Source organism: Nocardioides sp. GCM10023255 (assembly GCF_042653125.1).
Classification (GTDB): domain Bacteria; phylum Actinomycetota; class Actinomycetes; order Propionibacteriales; family Nocardioidaceae; genus Nocardioides.
Genome location: NZ_JBHSHU010000001.1, coordinates 190,559 through 209,307 on the forward strand (window position 1 = coordinate 190,559; position 18,749 = coordinate 209,307).

The following is an 18,749-nucleotide window of genomic DNA, read 5'->3' on the forward strand; positions in this document are numbered from 1 at the left end:
TCGTTAGAACTGTTGAATCAAGGCTGTGGACTGGGCGGGGGCGGCGCGCTCCGCGAGGGGCGCGCCGCCACACGCATCAGACTTCTTCGACCGAGCTGGGCTCGCGACGCGACAGGTCGATGCCGAGCTCCTCGGCGGCGCGGAAGACGTCCTCCTCCGCGTCGCGCATCTCGATGGCCGTGCCGTCCTGGGACAGCACCTCCACGTTGAGGCAGAGCGACTGCATCTCCTTGACGAGGACCTTGAACGACTCCGGGATGCCCGAGTCGGGGATGTTCTCGCCCTTGACGATCGCTTCGTACACCTTGACGCGACCCGGCACGTCGTCGGACTTGATCGTGAGCAGCTCCTGCAGGGCGTAGGCGGCGCCGTACGCCTCCATCGCCCAGACCTCCATCTCACCGAACCGCTGGCCACCGAACTGGGCCTTACCGCCCAGCGGCTGCTGCGTGATCATCGAGTAGGGGCCGGTGCTGCGCGCGTGGATCTTGTCGTCGACGAGGTGGTGCAGCTTGAGGATGTACATGTAGCCGACCGAGACCGGGTCCGGGAACGGCTCGCCGGAGCGGCCGTCGAACAGGCTGGCCTTGCCGGTCTCGTCGATCATCCGCACGCCGTCGCGGTTCGGGATCGTCGCGCCGAGCAGGCCGGTGATCTCGTCCTCGCGGGCACCGTCGAACACCGGGGTGGCGACCTTGGTGTCCGGCTCCGCCTTGTCGGCGTGGATCTTGATCAGGCGCTGCTTCCAGTCCGCGTCGTCCTTGTCGTCGGACAGGTCGAGGTCCCAGCCCTGCTTGGCGAGCCAGCCGAGGTGGAGCTCGAGGATCTGTCCGATGTTCATACGACGCGGCACGCCGAGCGGGTTCAGCACGACGTCGACCGGGGTGCCGTCCTCCATGAACGGCATGTCCTCGATCGGCAGGATCTTCGCGATGACGCCCTTGTTGCCGTGACGGCCGGCGAGCTTGTCACCCACGGAGATCTTGCGCTTCTGCGCGACGTACACGCGGACCAGCTGGTTGACGCCCGGGGGCAGCTCGTCGCCGTCCTCGCGGTCGAACACGCGGACGCCGATGACCGTGCCGGACTCACCGTGCGGCACCTTCATCGAGGTGTCGCGCACCTCGCGCGCCTTCTCGCCGAAGATCGCGCGGAGCAGCCGCTCCTCGGGGGTCAGCTCGGTCTCGCCCTTGGGCGTGACCTTGCCGACGAGGATGTCACCGGTGGTGACCTCGGCGCCGATGCGGATGATGCCGCGCTCGTCGAGGTCGGCCAGCATCTCCTCGGAGACGTTCGGGATGTCCCGGGTGATCTCCTCGGGGCCGAGCTTGGTGTCGCGGGCGTCGACCTCGTGCTCCTCGATGTGGATCGAGGTGAGGATGTCCTCCTGCACCAGGCGCTGGCTGAGGATGATCGCGTCCTCGTAGTTGTGGCCCTGCCACGGCATGAACGCCACCAGCAGGTTCGTGCCGAGCGCCATCTCGGCGTCGTCGGTGCACGGACCGTCGGCGATCGGCGAGCCGACCTCGAGGCGGTCGCCCTCGCTCACCAGCGGGCGCTGGTTGATGCAGGTGCCCTGGTTGGAGCGACGGAACTTCGCGAGCTTGTAGGTCGAGTAGGAGCCGTCGTCGTTCATCGTCTCGACGATGTCGGCGGACACCTCCTTGACCACGCCGGCCTTCGTGGCGGTGACGACGTCACCGGCGTCGACCGCGGCGCGGTACTCCATGCCGGTGCCGACCAGGGGCGAGTCGCTGGTGATCAGCGGCACGGCCTGGCGCTGCATGTTGGCGCCCATGAGCGCGCGGTTGGCGTCGTCGTGCTCGAGGAACGGGATCAGGGCGGTCGCGACCGACACCATCTGGCGCGGCGAGACGTCCATGTAGTCGACCTCGTCGGCCAGGATCTCGGAGACCTCGCCGTCGCGCTGGCGGACCAGCACGCGCTCCTCGACGAAGCGCCCCTTCTCGTCCAGCGCGGCGTTGGCCTGCGCGATGACGTGACGGTCCTCGTCGTCCGCGGTGAGGTAGTCGACCTGGTCGGTGACGACACCCTTGACGACCTTGCGGTACGGGGTCTCGACGAAGCCGAACGGGTTGATCCGGCCGTAGGAGGCCAGCGAGCCGATCAGACCGATGTTCGGGCCTTCCGGCGTCTCGATCGGGCACATGCGGCCGTAGTGCGACGGGTGGACGTCGCGGACCTCCATGCCGGCGCGGTCACGGGACAGACCACCGGGACCCAGCGCCGAGAGCCGACGCTTGTGCGTCAGGCCGGCGATCGGGTTGGTCTGGTCCATGAACTGCGAGAGCTGGGAGGTGCCGAAGAACTCCTTCAGCGCCGCCACCACGGGCCGGATGTTGATCAGCGACTGCGGCGTGATCGCCTCGACGTCCTGGGTCGTCATCCGCTCGCGGACCACGCGCTCCATGCGGGCCAGGCCGGTGCGGAGCTGGTTCTGGATCAGCTCGCCGACCGTGCGCATGCGGCGGTTGCCGAAGTGGTCGATGTCGTCGGCGGCGATGTCGAGGGTGCCCTGGGGCGACTCGATCTGCTCGCGGCCGTCGTGCAGCGCGACGATGTACTTGATCGCGGCGACCACGTCGTCGATCGTCAGCGTCTGCTGGTCGAACGCCTCGACGAGGCCCAGCTTCTTGTTGATCTTGTAGCGGCCGACCTTGGCGAGGTCGTAGCGCTTGGGGTTGAAGTAGTAGTTGTTCAGCAGCGTCTGCGCGGCCTCACGCGTCGGCGGCTCGCCCGGGCGCAGCTTGCGGTAGATGTCGAGCAGCGCGTCGTCCTGGCCCTGGGTGTGGTCCTTCTCCAGGGTCAGCATCATCGACTCGTACTCGCCGAACTCCTCGCGGATCTGCTCGTTGGTCCAGCCGAGGGCCTTGAGCAGCACCGTGACGTTCTGCTTGCGCTTGCGGTCGAGGCGCACGCCGACCATGTCGCGCTTGTCGATCTCGAACTCGAGCCAGGCGCCGCGCGAGGGGATCAGCTTCGCGGTGTAGATGTCCTTGTCGGACGTCTTGTCCGCGGAGCGCTCGAAGTAGACGCCGGGCGAACGGACGAGCTGCGAGACGACCACGCGCTCGGTGCCGTTGATGATGAAGGTGCCCTTGTCGGTCATGAGCGGGAAGTCGCCCATGAAGACCGTCTGGCCCTTGATCTCACCGGTGTCGTTGTTGGTGAACTCCGCCGACACGTACAGCGGCGCGGAGTAGGTGAAGTCCTTCTCCTTGCACTCGTCCGTGGTGTACTTCGGGTCGTAGAAGACCGGGTTCTCGAACGAGAGGGACATCGTCTCGGAGAAGTCCTCGATCGGGGAGATCTCCTCGAAGATCTCCTGGAGACCGGACTTGCGGGAGACGTCCTCGCCCTCGGCGATCCGACGCTCGACTGCGTCGTTCCACGCCTCGTTGCCGACCAGCCAGTCGAAGCTGTTGGTCTGGAGGGAGAGGAGCTGCGGAACCTCGAGGGGTTCCTGGATCTTTGCGAAAGAGATGCGGCGGGGATTTCCAGAGGTGGTGCGCGCGGCCAAGAGGTGTCCTTCGACGGGTTCGCTCTCATGGGTGGCGCCGGCCCACCACTAAATCAGCCACCGGGCAGGCGATTCGCATTTGAGGGCAGGCGCAAAGCGCTACGATACCCCAATACTGGGCGCGCCACAACATCGGCATGCGCCGCTACGGCGAGACGTTGACGATGATGATGAACCGCGCGGCCCCCCCGGTCAAGTGTCCGCGCCGAGGAGGCGTCCGCGGCCCGGTCCGCGGGGGTGTCGTCGGTGGTCAGCCGGCCACCGGCGAGGTGACCATGTCGTCCACGAGCCACTCCCCGCCGACCTTCTGCATCGTCACCGTCACCTGGTCCTTGTAGACCACCGGCTGGGGTGTCTTCTTGTTCGTGGTGGGCCGGTTGACGAAGAGCAGCACGTCCACCCGGTCGTCGCCCGAGCGGACGATCCCGGACGCCACCACCTGTGCCTTGACGACGGTCTCGGTGCCCGGCGCGTTCTGCTTGATGACCTCGAAGAGCTGGTCGTAGTCCTTGCGGTAGTCGGAGGTCATGTACGACTCCGCCGCCTGCTGGTCCTCGTCGAGGTGCTTCGCGTCGTAGGACAGGATCGGCCCGACGGCCCGCTCGGCCGCCGCCTGGGCCGCCCGTGTCGACTCCTCCACCGAGGCGTCGGAGGGCTCGGCCACCCAGATCCAGGCCGCCGCACCGACCGCCAGCGCCGCGAGCACGCCGACAGCGGCGAGCGCCCACCCGGGCACGCCCCGGCGGGGCCGCGGAGCGTGCTTCGCGGTCGTGGCCGGCGCACCGGGCACGATCGCGGTGGCGGGCGCGGTCGAGGCTGCGGGCGCGCCCTCCTCCTCGACCGGGTCGTCGCCCGGGACGTCGACCGGCTCGTCGTCCACCTGCTCGGCCGCGAGCTGCGCGTCGTACGCCGCCCGACGCTCGGGGTCCAGCAGCACCTCCGCGGCTAGGTTGCACACCCGGAAGCGGCGGTCGGTGGGGTCGAGGTCGGCGATCGCGCCCTTCCACGCCGCGCGGATCTCGGTCTCGGAGGCGCCGGGCTCGACGCCGAGCAGGTCGTACCAGCTGGGGTTCACTCGTCGGCTCCCGTCACCGGGCTGAAGTCGTCGACCAGCCACTTGCCGTCGGTCTTCACCAGCGACACCTGGATCCGGAACGGCACCGGCTCCTGCTGGCCACCCTTGCTGTAGGTGTCGGTGAACGTGCCGGCGACCAGCGTGGTCGCCGAGTCGTCGTCGACGTCCGAGACCCCGGTCGCGAACACCTGCGCCTTGCGCGAGACACCGGCCTGGGCGACCAGCTGCTCGGCGGTGCCGGCCTGCTTGTCGAAGGAGGTGGCGAACTTCGGCGTGATGACCTCCTTGACCCGGGAGCGGTACTCCGGCATCTGGCCCTTCGAGTCCAGCAGGTCGGGACCGTAGGTGCCCATGCGCAGCATGAACTGGTCGGTCTGCGACATCACTGCCTCGCGCGCCGACTGCTCGGCGTCGGCCTCGCCCCGGCGGCCCGCGAGCAGCCAGACGAGGGTGCCGCAGGCGGCGAGCAGGACGATGACGAGCACGCCGAGGACGACGACCCGGAAGGTCGTCGCTCCGGAACGCTCCCCCGTGGAGGGCTCCGTCGGCACGGGCAGGACCCGTGCGTCGGAATCGCTGCTGCTCGTCACTCCTGCGTCTTGGTCAGGGGCTGGAGGAACAGCCACTTCCACGACTCCTCTCCGAGGGTGCTGGGGGCGGGGGTGCCCGGTGACCCGAGGGCCGGGTCAACCTTGCCACCCCAGGACAGGCGGCCGCTCGTGGGGTCGTAGGACGCCACGACGGGTGCCCGGTAGCCGGGGCCGGCGGGGGCCCGGTAGGCCGCCCCGGCGCGGGGTGCGTTCTGCGACCCGCGGGGGTTGCTCTGGGTGGGCGGCTCGGCGCAGTGGGCCCGGGTGTTCATCGGGGCGTTGCTGCCGTCCTGCGGCGGCCGGATGTTGGTGCTCTCGTAGCCGCGCGTGCAGACCTTCGGGTCCTGCGTCAGGACCATGCCGAAGTGGGCGTCGTACAGCCCGGTGTCCGGCGACTTGGAGACGACGGTGAAGCCACCCTCCACGACGTAGGGGTAGATCACGAGGATCTGCGCGATCCCGTCGAGGTGCTTGACCACGACGTCACCGGTGGTGACCAGGTTGTTGATCAGCTCGCCGAGGTCGACCTGGTTGTCCTCGAGGAAGGTGCGCAGCTGGGTCGCCGTCGCCGAGCCGTTGTCGATCACCGCCCGCAGCGACTCGTCCGAGCCGGCCAGGGTGCCGCTGAACAGCGACAGGTCGCGGGCGAAGGTCCGGATGGCGCTCGCGGAGGCGACCTGCCCCTTCAGGACGGTGTTGCCGTCCCTGATCAGGTCGGTGGTCACGTCGAAGTTGTCGTTGGCCGACTTGATGAAGGCATTGCCGGTGTCGATGATCTGCTGCAGGTCCTTGCCCGTGCCGCCGAAGGCCTGCCCGAGCTCGGACACGGTCGTCCTCAGGGCCTTCTTGTCCACCGACTCCACCGTGGTGGACAGGTCGCCCAGCAGCTTCTGGGTGGCGATGGGGGTGCGCGTGTCGTCGTCGGCGATCTCGGAGTCGTCGCGGAGGTACGGCGCGGTGTCGACCTGCGGCTGCAGCTCGACGTACTGCTCACCGACCGCGGACCGGTTGCCGACCACAGCCAGGGTGTCGGCGGGGATCGAGTCGTAGGACTTGTCGATGTCGAGGTAGACGTCGACGCCGTCGTCGGTGAGCTCGAGCTTGCCGACCTGGCCGATGCGCACGCCGCGGTAGGACACCTCTCCCCCGGCGAAGATGCCGCCGGACTCCTCGAAGTGGGCAACCACGGTGTAGGAGTCGTCGAGGACGAGCCGGTCGAGACGGGCGTAGCGGGCGCCGACGTACGTCACGCCCAGCAGCGTGATCAGCACGAACACCATCAGCTGGATCCGGGTGCGACGGGTGATCATCGGACCACCATCCCCGGGACGAGCAGGCTCACCAGCGCGGGGTCGTAGACCTTCATCATCTGCCTCATCGTCGGGCCGCGGGGGTCGGTCTGCGTGGTCGGGCCGAAGCCGGTGCGGCCCAGGCCCGGGATCGACGGCGGCGAGGTGGGCAGCGGCAGGCCGCCCGGGATGTCGGGCAGCTGGTTGAGCTGCTTGCAGACGTCCTTGTCCTCGTTCTTCTTCTTGCGGCACTCCTCCTGGAGCTTCAGCAGCTCGGTGGGGGTGTTCAGCACCTTCTGGCAGGCCTTGCTGGTGAGGTCCCCGCTGCGCAGGCACTTGGTCACGTTGTCGAGGATCACCGTGGGGTCGATGACCGTCGGCAGGTCCGTCGGCAGCGTCGGGGGGCCGTCGTCGTCCCCGCCGGTCAGCGACAGGTCCAGCTCGACCGAGAGGTTGGTGTAGTCGCCCATGTGCAGGTTGCGGGCGACCTGCGGGTCGCGACCGACGACCTCGTCGACGAACGGGTAGGTGAGGAAGACGTTGAACGACTTCACGAAGTCGTCGCCGGAGTTGGCCAGCTCGGTGAGCACCGGGTTGAGCTGGCGGACCGTCTCGATCGTGGAGTCCTTGGACGCCTGGATGACGCGCACGCCGACGTCCCCGAGGTTGTCGAGCGCCTTGAGCATCTTGACCAGGTCGTCGCGCTGCTTGTCGAGGGAGGTCAGGGCGCTCGGGAGCTCCTCGAGGGCCGCGTCGATGCTGCCCTCCTGCTTGCGCACCGAGACCGCGAGGTTGTTCAGGGAGTCGATGGCCTTGACGATCTCGACCTTGTTCTTGTCGAGCTGCTTCATCAGCGTCTCGACCTGGGTCAGCACGGACCTGGCGGAGTCCTCCCGGCCCTCCAGGGCCAGGTTGAGCTCCTGGGCGATCGTCTTGAGCTGGGCCACGCCGCCGCCGTTGAGCACCAGGCTCAGCGCGCCGAGCACCTCCTCGACCTCGGGGTTGCGACCCGAGCGCTCGAGGGGGATCACGTCGCCGTCGCCGAGCTCGCCCTGCGCGCCGTCCGCGGGCGGGGCGAGCGAGACGAACTTCTCGCCCAGCAGGCTGGTCTGCCGGATCGTGGCCTCGGTGTTCTGCGGCAGGTCGGTGTCCCCGCGCAGCTCGAGGGTGACGTCGGCCGCGCCGTCCTTGAGCGCGACGTCGGTCACCTGCCCCACGCTCACGTCGTTCACCTTGACCGTGGACTTCGGCACGAGGTCGAGCACGTCGGCGAACATGACGTGCACCGTGATCGGGTCGTCGCCCACGTCGGTGCCGCCGGGCAGCGGCAGCTTGTAGACGTCGAAGCCGCAGCCGGTCAGCAGCAGCGAGCCCGCGAGGGGCAGCAGGAGCATCCTGCCCAGCCTGGTCCACCTGCTCATCGCTGCACCTCCACGAGGCCACCCAGGCTCGGGTCGTAGACGTCGTGCGACGTGGACCGCGCGCCCTGCCCGAAGGTCCCGGTCCGGCCGAGGCCCGGCAGGCCGCCGTTCTGGATCAGGTCGCAGGCCTGGCCGCTGGTGTCGGCCTGGTCGAGGATGGAGCAGAGGAACGCGGCCGGGTCGGCGCCGATCTGCTGCCCGAGCTGGCCGACGTTGGCGCGGGTATCGAGGGTGCCGGCCTGCGGGTTGTAGGTCAGTGCGAGGTTGTTCAGGGCCACCGGGGCGTCCTTCAGGATCTCGTCGAGGGCGCCGCGCTGCTTGACCAGGACCTTGGAGACCCGGTTCAGCCCGGAGATGTTGCGGCCGAGGACCTCGCGGTTGGTCTTCACGAAGGTCGACACCTGGCCCATCGCCTCGGCGAGGTTCTTCAGCGACGCCGCCAGCTCCTGGCGCTCGCCGGAGAGCATGGAGGAGACGTCGGCGAGCGACTGGTTGAACTGGCGGACGGTCTTGTCGTTCTTCGCCAGCGTCCCGATGAAGCCCTCGAGCTTGCGGGCGGAGCCGAAGAGCTCGTCCTTGTTGTCGTCGAGGGTGGCGCTGAGCTTGCCGAAGTCCTCGATCGTCTGGTGGAACTGGGCGCCCTGGCCGCCGAAGTTCTTCGCGGTGGTCTCCAGCAGGTCCGACAGGGCGCCGTCCCTGTTGGCGCCGGTCGGGCCGAGCGCGACGGTCAGGTCGTCGAGCGAGGAGTAGATCTGGTCGAGCTCCAGCGGCACCGCGGTGCGGTCCTGGTCGAGCACCGTCCCGTCGGCGAGGACGTCGTCGCCCTCCTCGTAGGTCGGCGTCAGCTGGACGAACCGGTCCCCCACGATCGACGGGGCGATGATCACCGCCTTGGCGTCGGCCGGGATCTTCACGTCGGGGTCGTAGGACATGGTGACGACGACGTCGGTGCCGGAGGGCGTCACCTTGTCGACCTGTCCGATCGGCACGCCGAGGACACGCACGTCGCTGCCCTCGTAGATCGAGATCGTGCGCGGGAACTTCGCGGTCAGCGTCTTCTGGTCACCGCCGCCGAACATCACCAGCGCGGCCGCGCCGACGAGCGCCACGATGATCGCGGGGACGATGAGCTTCTTCAGGGTCGTCATCTCAGCCCACCTGCGGAACGGGGGGAAGGTTCTGGATGTAGGTGTCGAACCACGGCCCGTTGCCGAGCGTGTTGGCGAAGACCCGGTAGAACGGCGCCATCAGCCGCAGGCTGTTGTCGAGGTTGTCCTCGTTCTTGTTCAGCACCGCGACGACCGACTCGAGGTGGGTCAGCGCGGGCTTCAGGTCGGCTCGGCTCTGCTTCACCAGGGCGGTCAGCTCCTTGGAGAGGGTCGACGTCGACACCAGCAGGTTGTGCACCGCCTCGCGGCGCGCGACCAGGGCCCGGAAGAGCACGTCGGAGTCCTTCATCAGCCCGACGATGTCCTGGTCCCGGGCGTCGAGGACGCCGGAGACCCGCTTGAGGTTCTTCAGCAGCGTGTTGATCTGGTCGTCGCGCGCGGCGACGTTCGAGGAGAGCCGGGACACCCCGTCCAGGGCGCTGCGGAACTCCTCGGGGGTGTTCCTGGTCAGGTCGGCGAGCGTGGTCAGCGACCGGGCCAGCTGGTCGGTGTCGATCTGCTCGGAGGTCTCGGCGAGGCCGGAGAAGGCGTCGACGACGTCGTACGGCGAGCTGGTGCGGTCCACGGGGATCTCGGCACCCTCGGCGAGCTGGCCGGAGCCGGCCGGCTCGAGCGACAGGTACATCGCGCCGAGCAGGGTCTTGACCTTGATCGCCGCGTGCGTCTCGTCGCCGAAGTCGGCGCCGCCGTCGACGCGGAAGGTGACCCGGACGTGGTCGCCGTCGAGCTCGACCTTCTCGACCTTGCCCACCCGGACGCCGGCGATGCGGACCTCGTCGTTGGCCTTCAGGCCGCCGGACTCGGAGAACGCTGCGTAGTAGGTGTCGCCACCGCCGATCAGCGGCAGGTCCTGGGCCCGGAAGGCGCCGAGGATCATGACCGCGATGACCGCCAGGCTGACGGCACCGATGACGACGGGGTTGCGCTCACGGAACGGGACACTCATCAGCCGTTACCTCCGAGGTCGCAGCGGTCGGCGACCTTGACGCCGCTCGGGGGGTACGTGACGTTCACGCCACCGGCGCCCGGGATCGTCACCCTCCCCTTGAACTGGCACAGGTAGAAGTTGAACCAGGAGCCGTAGATCGCGGTCCGGCCGACCTTGTTGAGCTTGATCGGCAGCACCTGCAGGGCGCGGTCCAGCTCGCTCTTGTTGGCGTCGAGGGTGGTGGCCACCGAGCGGAGCTGCTTGATGTCGTCCACGAACGGCTCGCGGATCCCCGAGACCAGGTCGGCGGTCTGGACCGAGAGCTCGGAGATCTGGTCCAGCGACCCGAGGATGGCCTGGCGGTCGTCCTTGAGGCCGCCCACGAAGGCCCGGAACGTCGTGATCAGCTGGTTGAGCTGGCCGTCGCGGTCGCCGATGTGGTCGAGCACCTCGTTGAGGTTGTCGATCAGGCTGCCGATCACCTTGTCGCGGTCGGCCAGCGTCGAGGTCACCGAGGCGGTGTGGGCCAGCAGCCCCTCGAGGGTGCCGCCCTCGCCCTGGAAGACCTGGACGATCTCGTAGGAGAGCTTGTTGATGTCCGAGGGCGAGAGCGCCTGGAACAGCGGCTTGAACCCGTTGAAGAGGACCGTGAGGTCCAGCGCGGGCGAGGTCTGCGAGACCGGGATCGTGGCGCCCTCGGCGAGCGCCGCGCCGTCGCCGATCTCCTGGGTGAGCGAGATGTAGCGCTGGCCGACCAGGTTGCGGTAGCGGATCGCCGCGTGGGTGGCCTTGCTCAGCGAGGTCTCGTCCTGCACCGAGAAGGTCACCATGGCGCGGGTGCGGTCGACGATCTCGACGTTCTTGACGGTGCCGACCTTGACCCCGGCGATCCGCACGTCGTCGCCCTTCACGACGCCGGTGGCGTCGACGAACTCGGCCTTGTACTCCTTGCTGCCGCCGAAGGTCAGGTTGCCGATGGTGATGACCAGGACCCCGGTCGCCAGCGTGGTGACGACGATGAAGATCAGCAGCTTGGTCAGGTCGGACGCGGTGCGCCTGTCGAGCATCTTCATCGCAGCGACACCTCCGCCCCACGGGCCATCGGGCCCACGAGCAGGACCCCCAGGTCGGGCACGTCGCCGGCGGTCAGGCCGAGCGAGGGACCGAGCAGTGACTTGAGCAAGTCCGACTCCTGGCGGCTGCCGACCATGCTGCCGCGGTAGTAGTTCGGGGCGACGCGGCTGGTGCCCTTGCCGGTGGGCTCGTCGACGCCGTCGTTGAAGTCCGGCTGGTGCCGCACGGGGTTGGACTGCGACCACGGCGGGTTCGGCAGGTGCAGGCAGTTGGGGCCGCGGTCGTCGCCGACCCGCGGCACGTCGTTCGCGTTGTAGCCGCGCGGCTGGTTGGGCAGCGTCTCGAGGACGATGTGCAGCGTGAACCCGCGGAACGCCTCGGCCTGGAGCTTGCCGGCGTTCACGATGCCCTTGGTGAGGCAGGGGAACTCCGGGGCGTACTTCGCGAGCACCCGCAGCTGGGCGGCGCTGACCTGGCCGAGCCGGACCAGGTTGTCGCCGTTGGCCTGGAGGAAGCCGCGGGCGGTGTCGGAGAACGCCGTCACGTCGGTGAAGAGCGCGTTGAGCTTGGCCTGGCGGTCCTCGAGGGTGCCGGTCGTCTTCACTGTGTTGCGCAGGATCCGGGCGATCTGCGGCATCACCGAGGCGTAGGTGTCGGAGACCTGGGAGGTCAGCCGGAGGTCCTCGACGATGTCCGGGATCTGCGGGTTGATCCGCTTGAGGTAGCTGTCGACGGTCTCGAGGTTCTCGCCGATCTGCTCACCGCGGCCCTCCAGCGCCGTGGCCAGCGCGTTGAGGGTCTGGTTGATCTCGGCGGGCTGCACGGTGCGCAGCAGCGGGTAGAGGTCGGAGAGGACCTTCTCCACCTCGACCGCGACCTCGGTCCGCTTGATCGTGTCGCCGGTCTCGATGTGCTGCGGCGACGGGTCGTCGGGCACCTCGAGGGAGACGTACTTCTCGCCGAAGAGGGTCTTGGGAACGATCGAGCCGGTGACGTTCTCGGGGATGGTGTCGACCTGGCTGGGGTAGATCCCCAGGGTGAGCTTCGCGCCCTCGGCGTTGGAGTCGAAGCCGAGGACCTCGCCCACGATCACGCCGCGGATCTTCACGTCCGCCCGCGCAGGGAGCTGCAGGCCGATGCTCGAGGTCTGCAGCGTGACCTCGTCGTAGTCGACGAACTTCTTGCTGAAGATGCCGTAGGTCAGGTAGACGCCTGCGAGGAGCAGGCACAGGAACAGCAGCCCGAGCAGCCGGAAGTGGTGCAGGATCCTCATCGCCGCCTCACCCCGCCAACCGGACGGTCGTGGTGGTGCCCCAGATGGCCATGGACAGGAACAGGTCCATGACGTTGATGGCGACGATGCTCGTGCGCACCGCCCGGCCGACCGCGACGCCCACGCCCGCGGGACCGCCCGAGGCGGTGTAGCCGTGGTAGCAGTGGATCAGGATCACGGTGACCGCGAAGACCAGCACCTTGCCGAACGACCAGAGCACGTCCCCCGGCGGCAGGAACTGGTTGAAGTAGTGGTCGTAGGTGCCGGTGCTCTGGCCGAAGAACTGGGTGACCGTCAGCCTCGTGGCGAAGTACGACGACAGCAGCCCCACGACGTACAGCGGGATGATCGCGATCAGGCCGCCGATGATCCGCGTGGTCACCAGGAACGGCAGCGACGGGATCGCCATCACCTCGAGCGCGTCGACCTCCTCGGAGATCCGCATCGCCCCGAGCTGCGCGGTGAAGCCGCAGCCCACGGTGGCCGCCAGCGCGATCGCGGCGACCAGCGGCGCGATCTCACGGGTGTTGAAGTAGGCCGAGACGAAGCCGGAGAACGCCGCCGTGCCGATCTGGTTCAGCGCGGCGTAGCCCTGCAGGCCCACCTCGGTGCCGGTGAAGAAGCACATGGCGGTGATGACACCGACCGTGCCGCCGATGACGGCCAGCGCTCCCGAGCCGAGGGTGACCTCGGCCAGGATGCGCATGATCTCCTTCTTGTAGCGGCGGACCGTGCGCGGGGTCCACAGGAGCGCCCGGACGTAGAACGCGAGCTCTTCGCCGAGGCTGTCGAGGGTCTTGAGCGGCTTGTCGTAGACCGCCTTGATGCTGGCCATGCGGGTCAACCCGTCTTCGGGGGGACGAGCTGGAAGTAGATCGCGCTCATCACGAAGTTGACGACGAACAACAACATGAAGGTGATGACGACGGACTCGTTCACCGCGTCACCGACACCCTTCGGTCCTCCTGCGGCGTTCATGCCCTTGTACGACGCCACGATGGCGGCGATCAGGCCGAACACCAGTGCCTTGGCCATGCCCTGCCAGAGGTCCGGCAGCTGCGCCAGGGCGGTGAAGCTCGCCAGGTAGGCCCCTGGTGTGCCGTCCTGCAGGACGACGTTGAAGACGTAGCCGCCGGCCACGCCCACCACGCTCACCAGGCCGTTGAGGAAGACGGCGACGAGCATGCAGGCGAGCACCCGCGGCACCACCAGGCGCTGGATCGGGTCGATGCCCAGCACCATCATCGCGTCGAGCTCCTCGCGGATCTTGCGGGCGCCGAGGTCGGCCGCGATGGCCGAGCCGCCGGCGCCGGCGATCAGCAGCGAGGTCGCGATCGGGCCCGCCTCGCGGACCACGGCGAGGACCGCCGCGGACCCGGTGAAGGACTGGGCTCCGAACTGCTTGATCAGGCCGCCGACCTGCAGCGCGATCACCGCGCCGAACGGGATGGCGACCAGCGCCGTGGGGATGATCGTCACCGAGGCGATGAACCAGGCCTGCTGGAGGAACTCGCGCATCTGGAAGGGGCGCCGGAAGAGCCCGCGGCCGACGTCGAGACCGAAGGCGAACAGCTTGCCTGCGGTGCCGATCGGCGCGAGGGCGCGCGTGGCGGTCAGGGAGGACAACGGATCAGACCCCCGTCGTCATCGTCATGTTCTCCTCGAACGAGCCCGGCGGAGGCGTCACGCCGTTCTCGCGGCACCACGCGCCCGGCTCGCGCTGGCTGCGCCGCGGGATGCCGTTGGAGGGCTCGAGCTGCATCGGGATCGGCGGCAGCGGCGGCAGCTCCTGGTCGGCCTCGGCCGCGAGCTCGTCGGCGTCCTTCTCCTCGGACATGCCGATGGGGCCGACCCGCTGGGCGTTGAGGAACTGGCGGACCACCGGCTCCTCGGAGGAGAGCAGCATCTCGCGGGGGCCGAACATCGCGAGGTGGCGGTGGTAGAGCAGCCCGATGTTGTCCGGGACCGTGCGCGCGGTGTTGATGTCGTGGGTGACGATGAGGAACGTCGCGTCGATCTGGGCGTTCAGGTCGACGATGAGCTGGTTGAGGAAGGCCGTGCGGACCGGGTCCAGGCCCGAGTCGGGCTCGTCGAAGAGCACGATCTCCGGGTCGAGCACCAGGGCACGGGCCAGGCCCGCGCGCTTGCGCATGCCGCCGGAGATCTCGCCGGGGAGCTTGTCCTCGGCGCCGATCAGGCCGACGAGGTCCATCTTCTCCATGACGATGTCGCGGATCTCGGACTCGGACTTGCGGGTGTGCTCCCGCAGCGGGAAGGCGACGTTGTCGTAGAGGTTCATCGACCCGAACATCGCGCCGTCCTGGAACAGCACCCCGAACAGCTTGCGGATCTCGTAGAGGTCCTTCTCGCTGCAGCTGGCGATGTCGGTGCCCTCGATGATGATCGACCCCTTGTCGGGCTTCAGCAGCCCGATCAGGGTCTTGAGGAAGACCGACTTGCCGGTGCCCGAGGGGCCGAGCATGACGCAGATCTCCCCGGCGGGGACGGTCAGCGTCACGTCACCCCAGATGAGCTGCTTGCCGAAGGACTTGCTGAGGTCCTCGACCTTGATCTCCACGCCCATGGCGCCGCTCTCTCCCTGTCGTCTGCACCCCGTCGAACGCCCCCCTCATGGGCGCGCGAGCGACTCCCCTCGCGGGTCCCACTGGTGAGTAACAACGGCCCGGCCGCGGTGAGGTTACGCGGCAGCTGCCGCGAGATCTCCCGGGGTCCACGTGCTGATTCCTCTCCCGGGCCGAACCTGCCCACGCGCCCTCCCGGGCAAACCTGAGGTCTAGCCCGCGAGACGCCGACGCCCCGGGACAGGGGCTGGAAATGCAGAACAGGGGCGACCACCCTCGCGGGTGGTCGCCCCTGTCCGGGACTGGTGCTACGACGTCACTTGAGGGTGACGGTGGCGCCGGCGCCCTCGAGGGCCTCCTTGGCCTTCTCCGCGGCGTCCTTGGCGACCTTCTCCAGGATCGGCTTCGGCGCGGACTCCACCAGCTCCTTGGCCTCCTTCAGGCCGAGCGAGGTGAGGGCGCGCACCTCCTTGATGACGTTGATCTTCTTGTCGCCGGCAGCCTCGAGGATGACGTCGAACTCGTCCTGCTCGCCAGCGGCCTCGCCGGCGTCGCCAGCGGCACCGCCGGCGGCGGGGGCAGCGGCAACGGCGACCGGGGCGGCGGCGGTGACGCCGAAGGTGTCCTCGAACTGCTTCACGAACTCGCTCAGCTCAATGAGGGTCATCTCCTTGAACGCGTCGAGCAGCTCGTCGGTGGTGAGCTTCGCCATGATGGCGTTTCCTTCCGTTCGGTGGTCCGCCGACGGTGCGCGGCCGGACCGGGTTTCAGGTGGTGGTTGACCGAGTGGAGAGGCGGTGCCTCAGGCCTCGGTGGTGTCGCCCTCGTCGGAGGCGGCGGCGTCGGCAGCCGCCTCGTCAGCGGGGGCCTCGTCAGCAGCGTCGGCTGCGGCCGGGGCCTCCTCGGCGGCGACCGGCGTACCAGCACCACCTGCGAGGATCGAGGGGTCCTGCTCGGCCTTCGCCTGCAGCGCACCGGCGAGCCGGGCAGCCTGGGCGATGGGGGCGTTGAGCAGGTAGACGGCCTGGCTGAGCGACGCGAGCATCGCGCCCGCCAGCTTGCCCAGGAGCACCTCGCGCGACTCGAGGTCGGCCAGCTTGGCGACCTCCTTCGCGTCGAGAGGCTTGCCGTCGAGGACGCCACCCTTGATGACGAGGGTGGGGTTCGCCTTGGCAAAGTCACGCAGACCCTTGGCCGCCTCGACCACGTCGCCGTTGATGAAGGCGATGGCGGTCGGACCGGTCAGCAGGTCGTCGAAGCCTTCGATGCCGACCTCGGTGGCGGCGATCTTGGCCAGCGTGTTCTTGACCACGGCGTAGTTGGCGTTCGCACCGAGGGAGCGCCGCAGTTCCTGCAGCTGCTTCACGGTGAGACCGCGGTACTCGGTCAGCACAGCACCGGCGGCACCGTTGAACGACTCAACGATGTCCGCGACGGCGGCCTGCTTGTCTGCCCGCGCCATGGGTCTCCTTCCGGACTGGAGGCCACCGTGAAGGACCCGGGAAAGACGAACGCCCCGAGCGCGGGCGCTCAGGGCGTGGACGGCCGGGCGGGCCCGACCTTGCTCTGACACCTGCGCTGGCCGTCCGCAATCCGCGGAGCCTTCGGTCGTGCTGCTGATGCGGCGCGACAACCGGCGGTCTCTGGTTTCGAGAGGAAGACTACGGGGTGCGGCCGGAGCCGGCCAAATCGAGGTCAGTCGAGGCGGCGTACTGGCGCCCCGGCCAGCCAGGCCGCGACGTCCTCGACCGCCTCGGTGAAGTAGGTGTCGTAGTTTCTCCGGGTGACGTAGCCGAGGTGCGGCGTGGCGAGGACGTTGGGGAGGCGCCGCAGCGGGTGGTCGGCGGGCAGCGGCTCCTCGTCGTGCACGTCGAGGCCGGCACCCGCGATCCGGCCCTCCTGCAGCGCGGCGACCAGGGCGCCGGTGTCGACCAGGCCCGACCGGGACGTGTTCACGAGGTACGCCGTGGGGCGGATCATCGCGAGCTCCTCGGCGCCCAGCAGCCCCCGCGTGGAGTCGGACAGCACCAGGTGCAGCGAGACGAAGTCCGCCTCGCCCAGGGCTGCGGACAGGCTGGGCGCGAACCGCACGCCGGCAGCCTCCGCCCGCTCCGGGGTCAGGTGTGGGCTCCAGGCGACCACGTCCATCCCGAAGGCACCGGCCACCGCGGCCACCCGGGTGCCGATCTTGCCCAGGCCGATCAGCGTCAGGGTCGCCCCCGCCAGGTCGACACCCACGGTGGACTGCCACGGGCCGCCCTCGCGGAACGCCGTGGACTCCGGCACCAGGTGGCGGGCCAGGCCCAGGACCAGCGCCCAGGTCAGCTCGACGGGCGGGGTCGACGACGAGCCCGTGCCGCAGACGGTGACCCCGCGCTCACGGCACGCGGCCAGGTCGATGGAGGCGTTGCGCATGCCGCTGGTGACCACGAGACGAAGGCGGGGCAGCCTGGCCAGCAGCGACGCGGTGAGCGGCGTGCGCTCCCGCATCACGACCAGGATGTCGGCGTCACCGGCGGCGGCCGCCACAGCCTCCTCGCCGGCGAGGTGCTCGCGCACCGCCGTGACCTCGACCCCCGGGAGGTCCGACCACGGGCCGAGGGCGGTGGCGACACCCTGGTAGTCGTCGAGGATCACGCAGCGCACGCCCGCCAAGGTACGACGTCGGCCGCGGCGCGGGCCCGGCAGGTCGGCGTCCGACGTACCCATCTCAGGGGATCCCTGCCCTCGTTTCGACCCGGGAGCCGAGTCGCCGCTGCTCCACTGTCGCCATGGACGACAAGCTCACCAGTGTCTCGACCGTGCTGACCCGGACCGATGAGCGGCTGCGCACCGGTCGCCACGCCGCGGACCGCATCTGGCCCACCGGCTTCGGCGGGCTGGACCCCGTCATCGGCGGTGGCCTCCGCTCCGGAGGCCTGTGCCTGCTGGCCGGCCCGCAGGGCCTGGGCAAGACCACCTTCGCGCTGCAGCTCGCCCGCAACATCGTCCGCGAGGGACGGCCGGTCGTGTACTTCTCCTACGAGCACGACCCCGAGGACCTGATCGAGAAGCTGGTCGCCCTGGAGGCCGGGGAGATCGACGACACCAACCGGGCCCGGCTCACCGCGGTCCGCGCGGCGTTCGACGCCGTCGGCAGCGGCACCATCGAGGACCGCCTCGACACGGTGGCCGCGGGCAACGAGGCGCTGGCCAGGGTCCGCAAGTACGCCGACCTGCTCCACGTGCACCGCTCCACGGGCACCTCCACCGACCTGGCGGCGATCCGCACCGCCGTGGACACCACCCACCACCTCACCGGGCACTCGCCGATGGTGGTCGTGGACTACCTCCAGAAGGTGCTGGTCCCCGACGGCCCGGCCGAGGAGGCGGAGCGCACCACGACCGTCGTGGAGGGCCTCAAGGACCTCGCCATCGACGCCGCCGTCCCGGTCCTGGCCGTCGTGGCCGCGGACAAGACCGGTCTCGAGAGCGGCCGGCGGATGCGGGTCAACCACCTGCGTGGCTCCTCGGCACTGGGCTACGAGGCCGACGTCGTGCTGATCCTCAACAGCAAGTACGACATCGTCGCCCGCCACCACCTGACCTACGACCTCGGCAACGCCGAACGGTTCCGCGAGTGGGCGGTGCTCTCGGTCGAGAAGAACCGCTTCGGCCGCGACGGGGTGGAGCTGGAGTTCCAGAAGCGGTTCGACCAGGCCCGCTTCGTGCCCGAGGGCCAGGCGGTTCGCGAGCAGCTGGTCGACGAGCGCGTCTTCACCGAGTAGTCACGCCGGCTCCTGAACTGGCGAAGGGCCGGTCACCCCG

At 69.1% G+C, this 18,749-nt stretch carries 16 protein-coding genes; 1 reads left to right on the forward strand and 15 read right to left on the reverse strand.

Going from position 1 to position 18,749, the window contains the following annotated elements:
- Positions 1–76 precede the first annotated feature (76 nt).
- The 15 genes from rpoB to ACFO9I_RS01000 all read right to left on the reverse strand — a co-directional run bounded on the left by rpoB (position 77) and on the right by ACFO9I_RS01000 (position 17,651).
- A complete protein-coding gene (rpoB, locus tag ACFO9I_RS00930) occupies positions 77–3,541 on the reverse strand; it encodes a DNA-directed RNA polymerase subunit beta (RefSeq protein ID WP_379176893.1) in 3,465 nt (1,154 codons plus the stop codon).
- 250 nt (positions 3,542–3,791) lie between these two features.
- On the reverse strand, positions 3,792–4,616 hold the full coding sequence (locus ACFO9I_RS00935; protein WP_379176895.1) for a J domain-containing protein: 825 nt from the start codon (positions 4,614–4,616) through the stop codon (positions 3,792–3,794).
- Positions 4,613–5,167, reverse strand: a complete 555-nt coding sequence (locus tag ACFO9I_RS00940; RefSeq protein ID WP_379176898.1) for a hypothetical protein — start codon at positions 5,165–5,167, stop codon at positions 4,613–4,615. Before ACFO9I_RS00940 ends, ACFO9I_RS00935 begins: the two co-directional genes overlap by 4 nt.
- Before the next feature lie 35 nt (positions 5,168–5,202).
- Positions 5,203–6,516, reverse strand: a complete 1,314-nt coding sequence (locus ACFO9I_RS00945) for an MCE family protein (protein WP_379176900.1) — start codon at positions 6,514–6,516, stop codon at positions 5,203–5,205.
- Positions 6,513–7,916, reverse strand: coding sequence for an MCE family protein (locus ACFO9I_RS00950; protein ID WP_379176902.1), 1,404 nt, complete (start codon positions 7,914–7,916; stop codon positions 6,513–6,515). The genes ACFO9I_RS00945 and ACFO9I_RS00950 overlap by 4 nt, the downstream gene beginning before the upstream one ends.
- A complete protein-coding gene (locus tag ACFO9I_RS00955) occupies positions 7,913–9,064 on the reverse strand; it encodes an MCE family protein (RefSeq protein WP_379176903.1) in 1,152 nt (383 codons plus the stop codon). Before ACFO9I_RS00955 ends, ACFO9I_RS00950 begins: the two co-directional genes overlap by 4 nt.
- Position 9,065: 1 nt before the next feature.
- The gene (locus ACFO9I_RS00960; protein ID WP_379176905.1) at positions 9,066–10,031 is read right to left on the reverse strand and encodes an MCE family protein; all 966 of its coding nucleotides are present in this window, start codon (positions 10,029–10,031) and stop codon (positions 9,066–9,068) included.
- Positions 10,031–11,086, reverse strand: a complete 1,056-nt coding sequence (locus tag ACFO9I_RS00965) for an MCE family protein (protein WP_379176907.1) — start codon at positions 11,084–11,086, stop codon at positions 10,031–10,033. The genes ACFO9I_RS00960 and ACFO9I_RS00965 overlap by 1 nt, the downstream gene beginning before the upstream one ends.
- Positions 11,083–12,360, reverse strand: a complete 1,278-nt coding sequence (locus ACFO9I_RS00970) for an MCE family protein (protein WP_379176909.1) — start codon at positions 12,358–12,360, stop codon at positions 11,083–11,085. The genes ACFO9I_RS00965 and ACFO9I_RS00970 overlap by 4 nt, the downstream gene beginning before the upstream one ends.
- A gap of 7 nt (positions 12,361–12,367) precedes the next feature.
- Positions 12,368–13,195 carry an MlaE family ABC transporter permease gene (locus ACFO9I_RS00975; RefSeq protein WP_379176911.1) on the reverse strand — a complete coding sequence of 276 codons (828 nt, stop codon included), beginning with the start codon at positions 13,193–13,195 and terminating at the stop codon, positions 12,368–12,370.
- Between the two features lie 5 nt (positions 13,196–13,200).
- On the reverse strand, positions 13,201–13,986 hold the full coding sequence (locus ACFO9I_RS00980; protein ID WP_379176913.1) for an MlaE family ABC transporter permease: 786 nt from the start codon (positions 13,984–13,986) through the stop codon (positions 13,201–13,203).
- 4 nt (positions 13,987–13,990) lie between these two features.
- A complete protein-coding gene (locus ACFO9I_RS00985; protein ID WP_379176915.1) occupies positions 13,991–14,944 on the reverse strand; it encodes an ABC transporter ATP-binding protein in 954 nt (317 codons plus the stop codon).
- 314 nt (positions 14,945–15,258) lie between these two features.
- Positions 15,259–15,654: a 50S ribosomal protein L7/L12 gene (gene rplL, locus ACFO9I_RS00990; protein WP_379176917.1), complete on the reverse strand. Its 396-nt coding sequence runs from the start codon at positions 15,652–15,654 to the stop codon at positions 15,259–15,261.
- Between the two features lie 90 nt (positions 15,655–15,744).
- Positions 15,745–16,404: a 50S ribosomal protein L10 gene (gene rplJ, locus ACFO9I_RS00995; RefSeq protein ID WP_379176919.1), complete on the reverse strand. Its 660-nt coding sequence runs from the start codon at positions 16,402–16,404 to the stop codon at positions 15,745–15,747.
- A gap of 233 nt (positions 16,405–16,637) precedes the next feature.
- Positions 16,638–17,651 carry a D-2-hydroxyacid dehydrogenase family protein gene (locus ACFO9I_RS01000; protein ID WP_379176921.1) on the reverse strand — a complete coding sequence of 338 codons (1,014 nt, stop codon included), beginning with the start codon at positions 17,649–17,651 and terminating at the stop codon, positions 16,638–16,640.
- Between the two features lie 62 nt (positions 17,652–17,713).
- Between ACFO9I_RS01000 and ACFO9I_RS01005 the strand changes: the two genes are divergently transcribed.
- Positions 17,714–18,709, forward strand: a complete 996-nt coding sequence (locus tag ACFO9I_RS01005; protein WP_379176923.1) for a DnaB-like helicase C-terminal domain-containing protein — start codon at positions 17,714–17,716, stop codon at positions 18,707–18,709.
- The last annotated feature ends 40 nt before the right edge of the window (positions 18,710–18,749 follow it).

Excerpts from the sequence above, each read along its gene's own strand:
- ACFO9I_RS00970 (WP_379176909.1), bottom strand. The coding sequence starts at position 12,360 with ATGAGGATCCTGCACCACTTCCGGCTGCTCGGGCTGCTGTTCCTGTGC.
- ACFO9I_RS00950 (WP_379176902.1), bottom strand. The coding sequence starts at position 7,916 with ATGAGCAGGTGGACCAGGCTGGGCAGGATGCTCCTGCTGCCCCTCGCG.
- rplJ (WP_379176919.1), bottom strand. The coding sequence starts at position 16,404 with ATGGCGCGGGCAGACAAGCAGGCCGCCGTCGCGGACATCGTTGAGTCG.
- ACFO9I_RS01005 (WP_379176923.1), top strand. The coding sequence starts at position 17,714 with ATGGACGACAAGCTCACCAGTGTCTCGACCGTGCTGACCCGGACCGAT.
- ACFO9I_RS00960 (WP_379176905.1), bottom strand. The coding sequence starts at position 10,031 with ATGAGTGTCCCGTTCCGTGAGCGCAACCCCGTCGTCATCGGTGCCGTC.
- ACFO9I_RS01000 (WP_379176921.1), bottom strand. The coding sequence starts at position 17,651 with ATGGGTACGTCGGACGCCGACCTGCCGGGCCCGCGCCGCGGCCGACGT.
- ACFO9I_RS00965 (WP_379176907.1), bottom strand. The coding sequence starts at position 11,086 with ATGAAGATGCTCGACAGGCGCACCGCGTCCGACCTGACCAAGCTGCTG.
- ACFO9I_RS00985 (WP_379176915.1), bottom strand. The coding sequence starts at position 14,944 with ATGGGCGTGGAGATCAAGGTCGAGGACCTCAGCAAGTCCTTCGGCAAG.
- ACFO9I_RS00955 (WP_379176903.1), bottom strand. The coding sequence starts at position 9,064 with ATGACGACCCTGAAGAAGCTCATCGTCCCCGCGATCATCGTGGCGCTC.
- ACFO9I_RS00945 (WP_379176900.1), bottom strand. The coding sequence starts at position 6,516 with ATGATCACCCGTCGCACCCGGATCCAGCTGATGGTGTTCGTGCTGATC.
- ACFO9I_RS00975 (WP_379176911.1), bottom strand. The coding sequence starts at position 13,195 with ATGGCCAGCATCAAGGCGGTCTACGACAAGCCGCTCAAGACCCTCGAC.
- rplL (WP_379176917.1), bottom strand. The coding sequence starts at position 15,654 with ATGGCGAAGCTCACCACCGACGAGCTGCTCGACGCGTTCAAGGAGATG.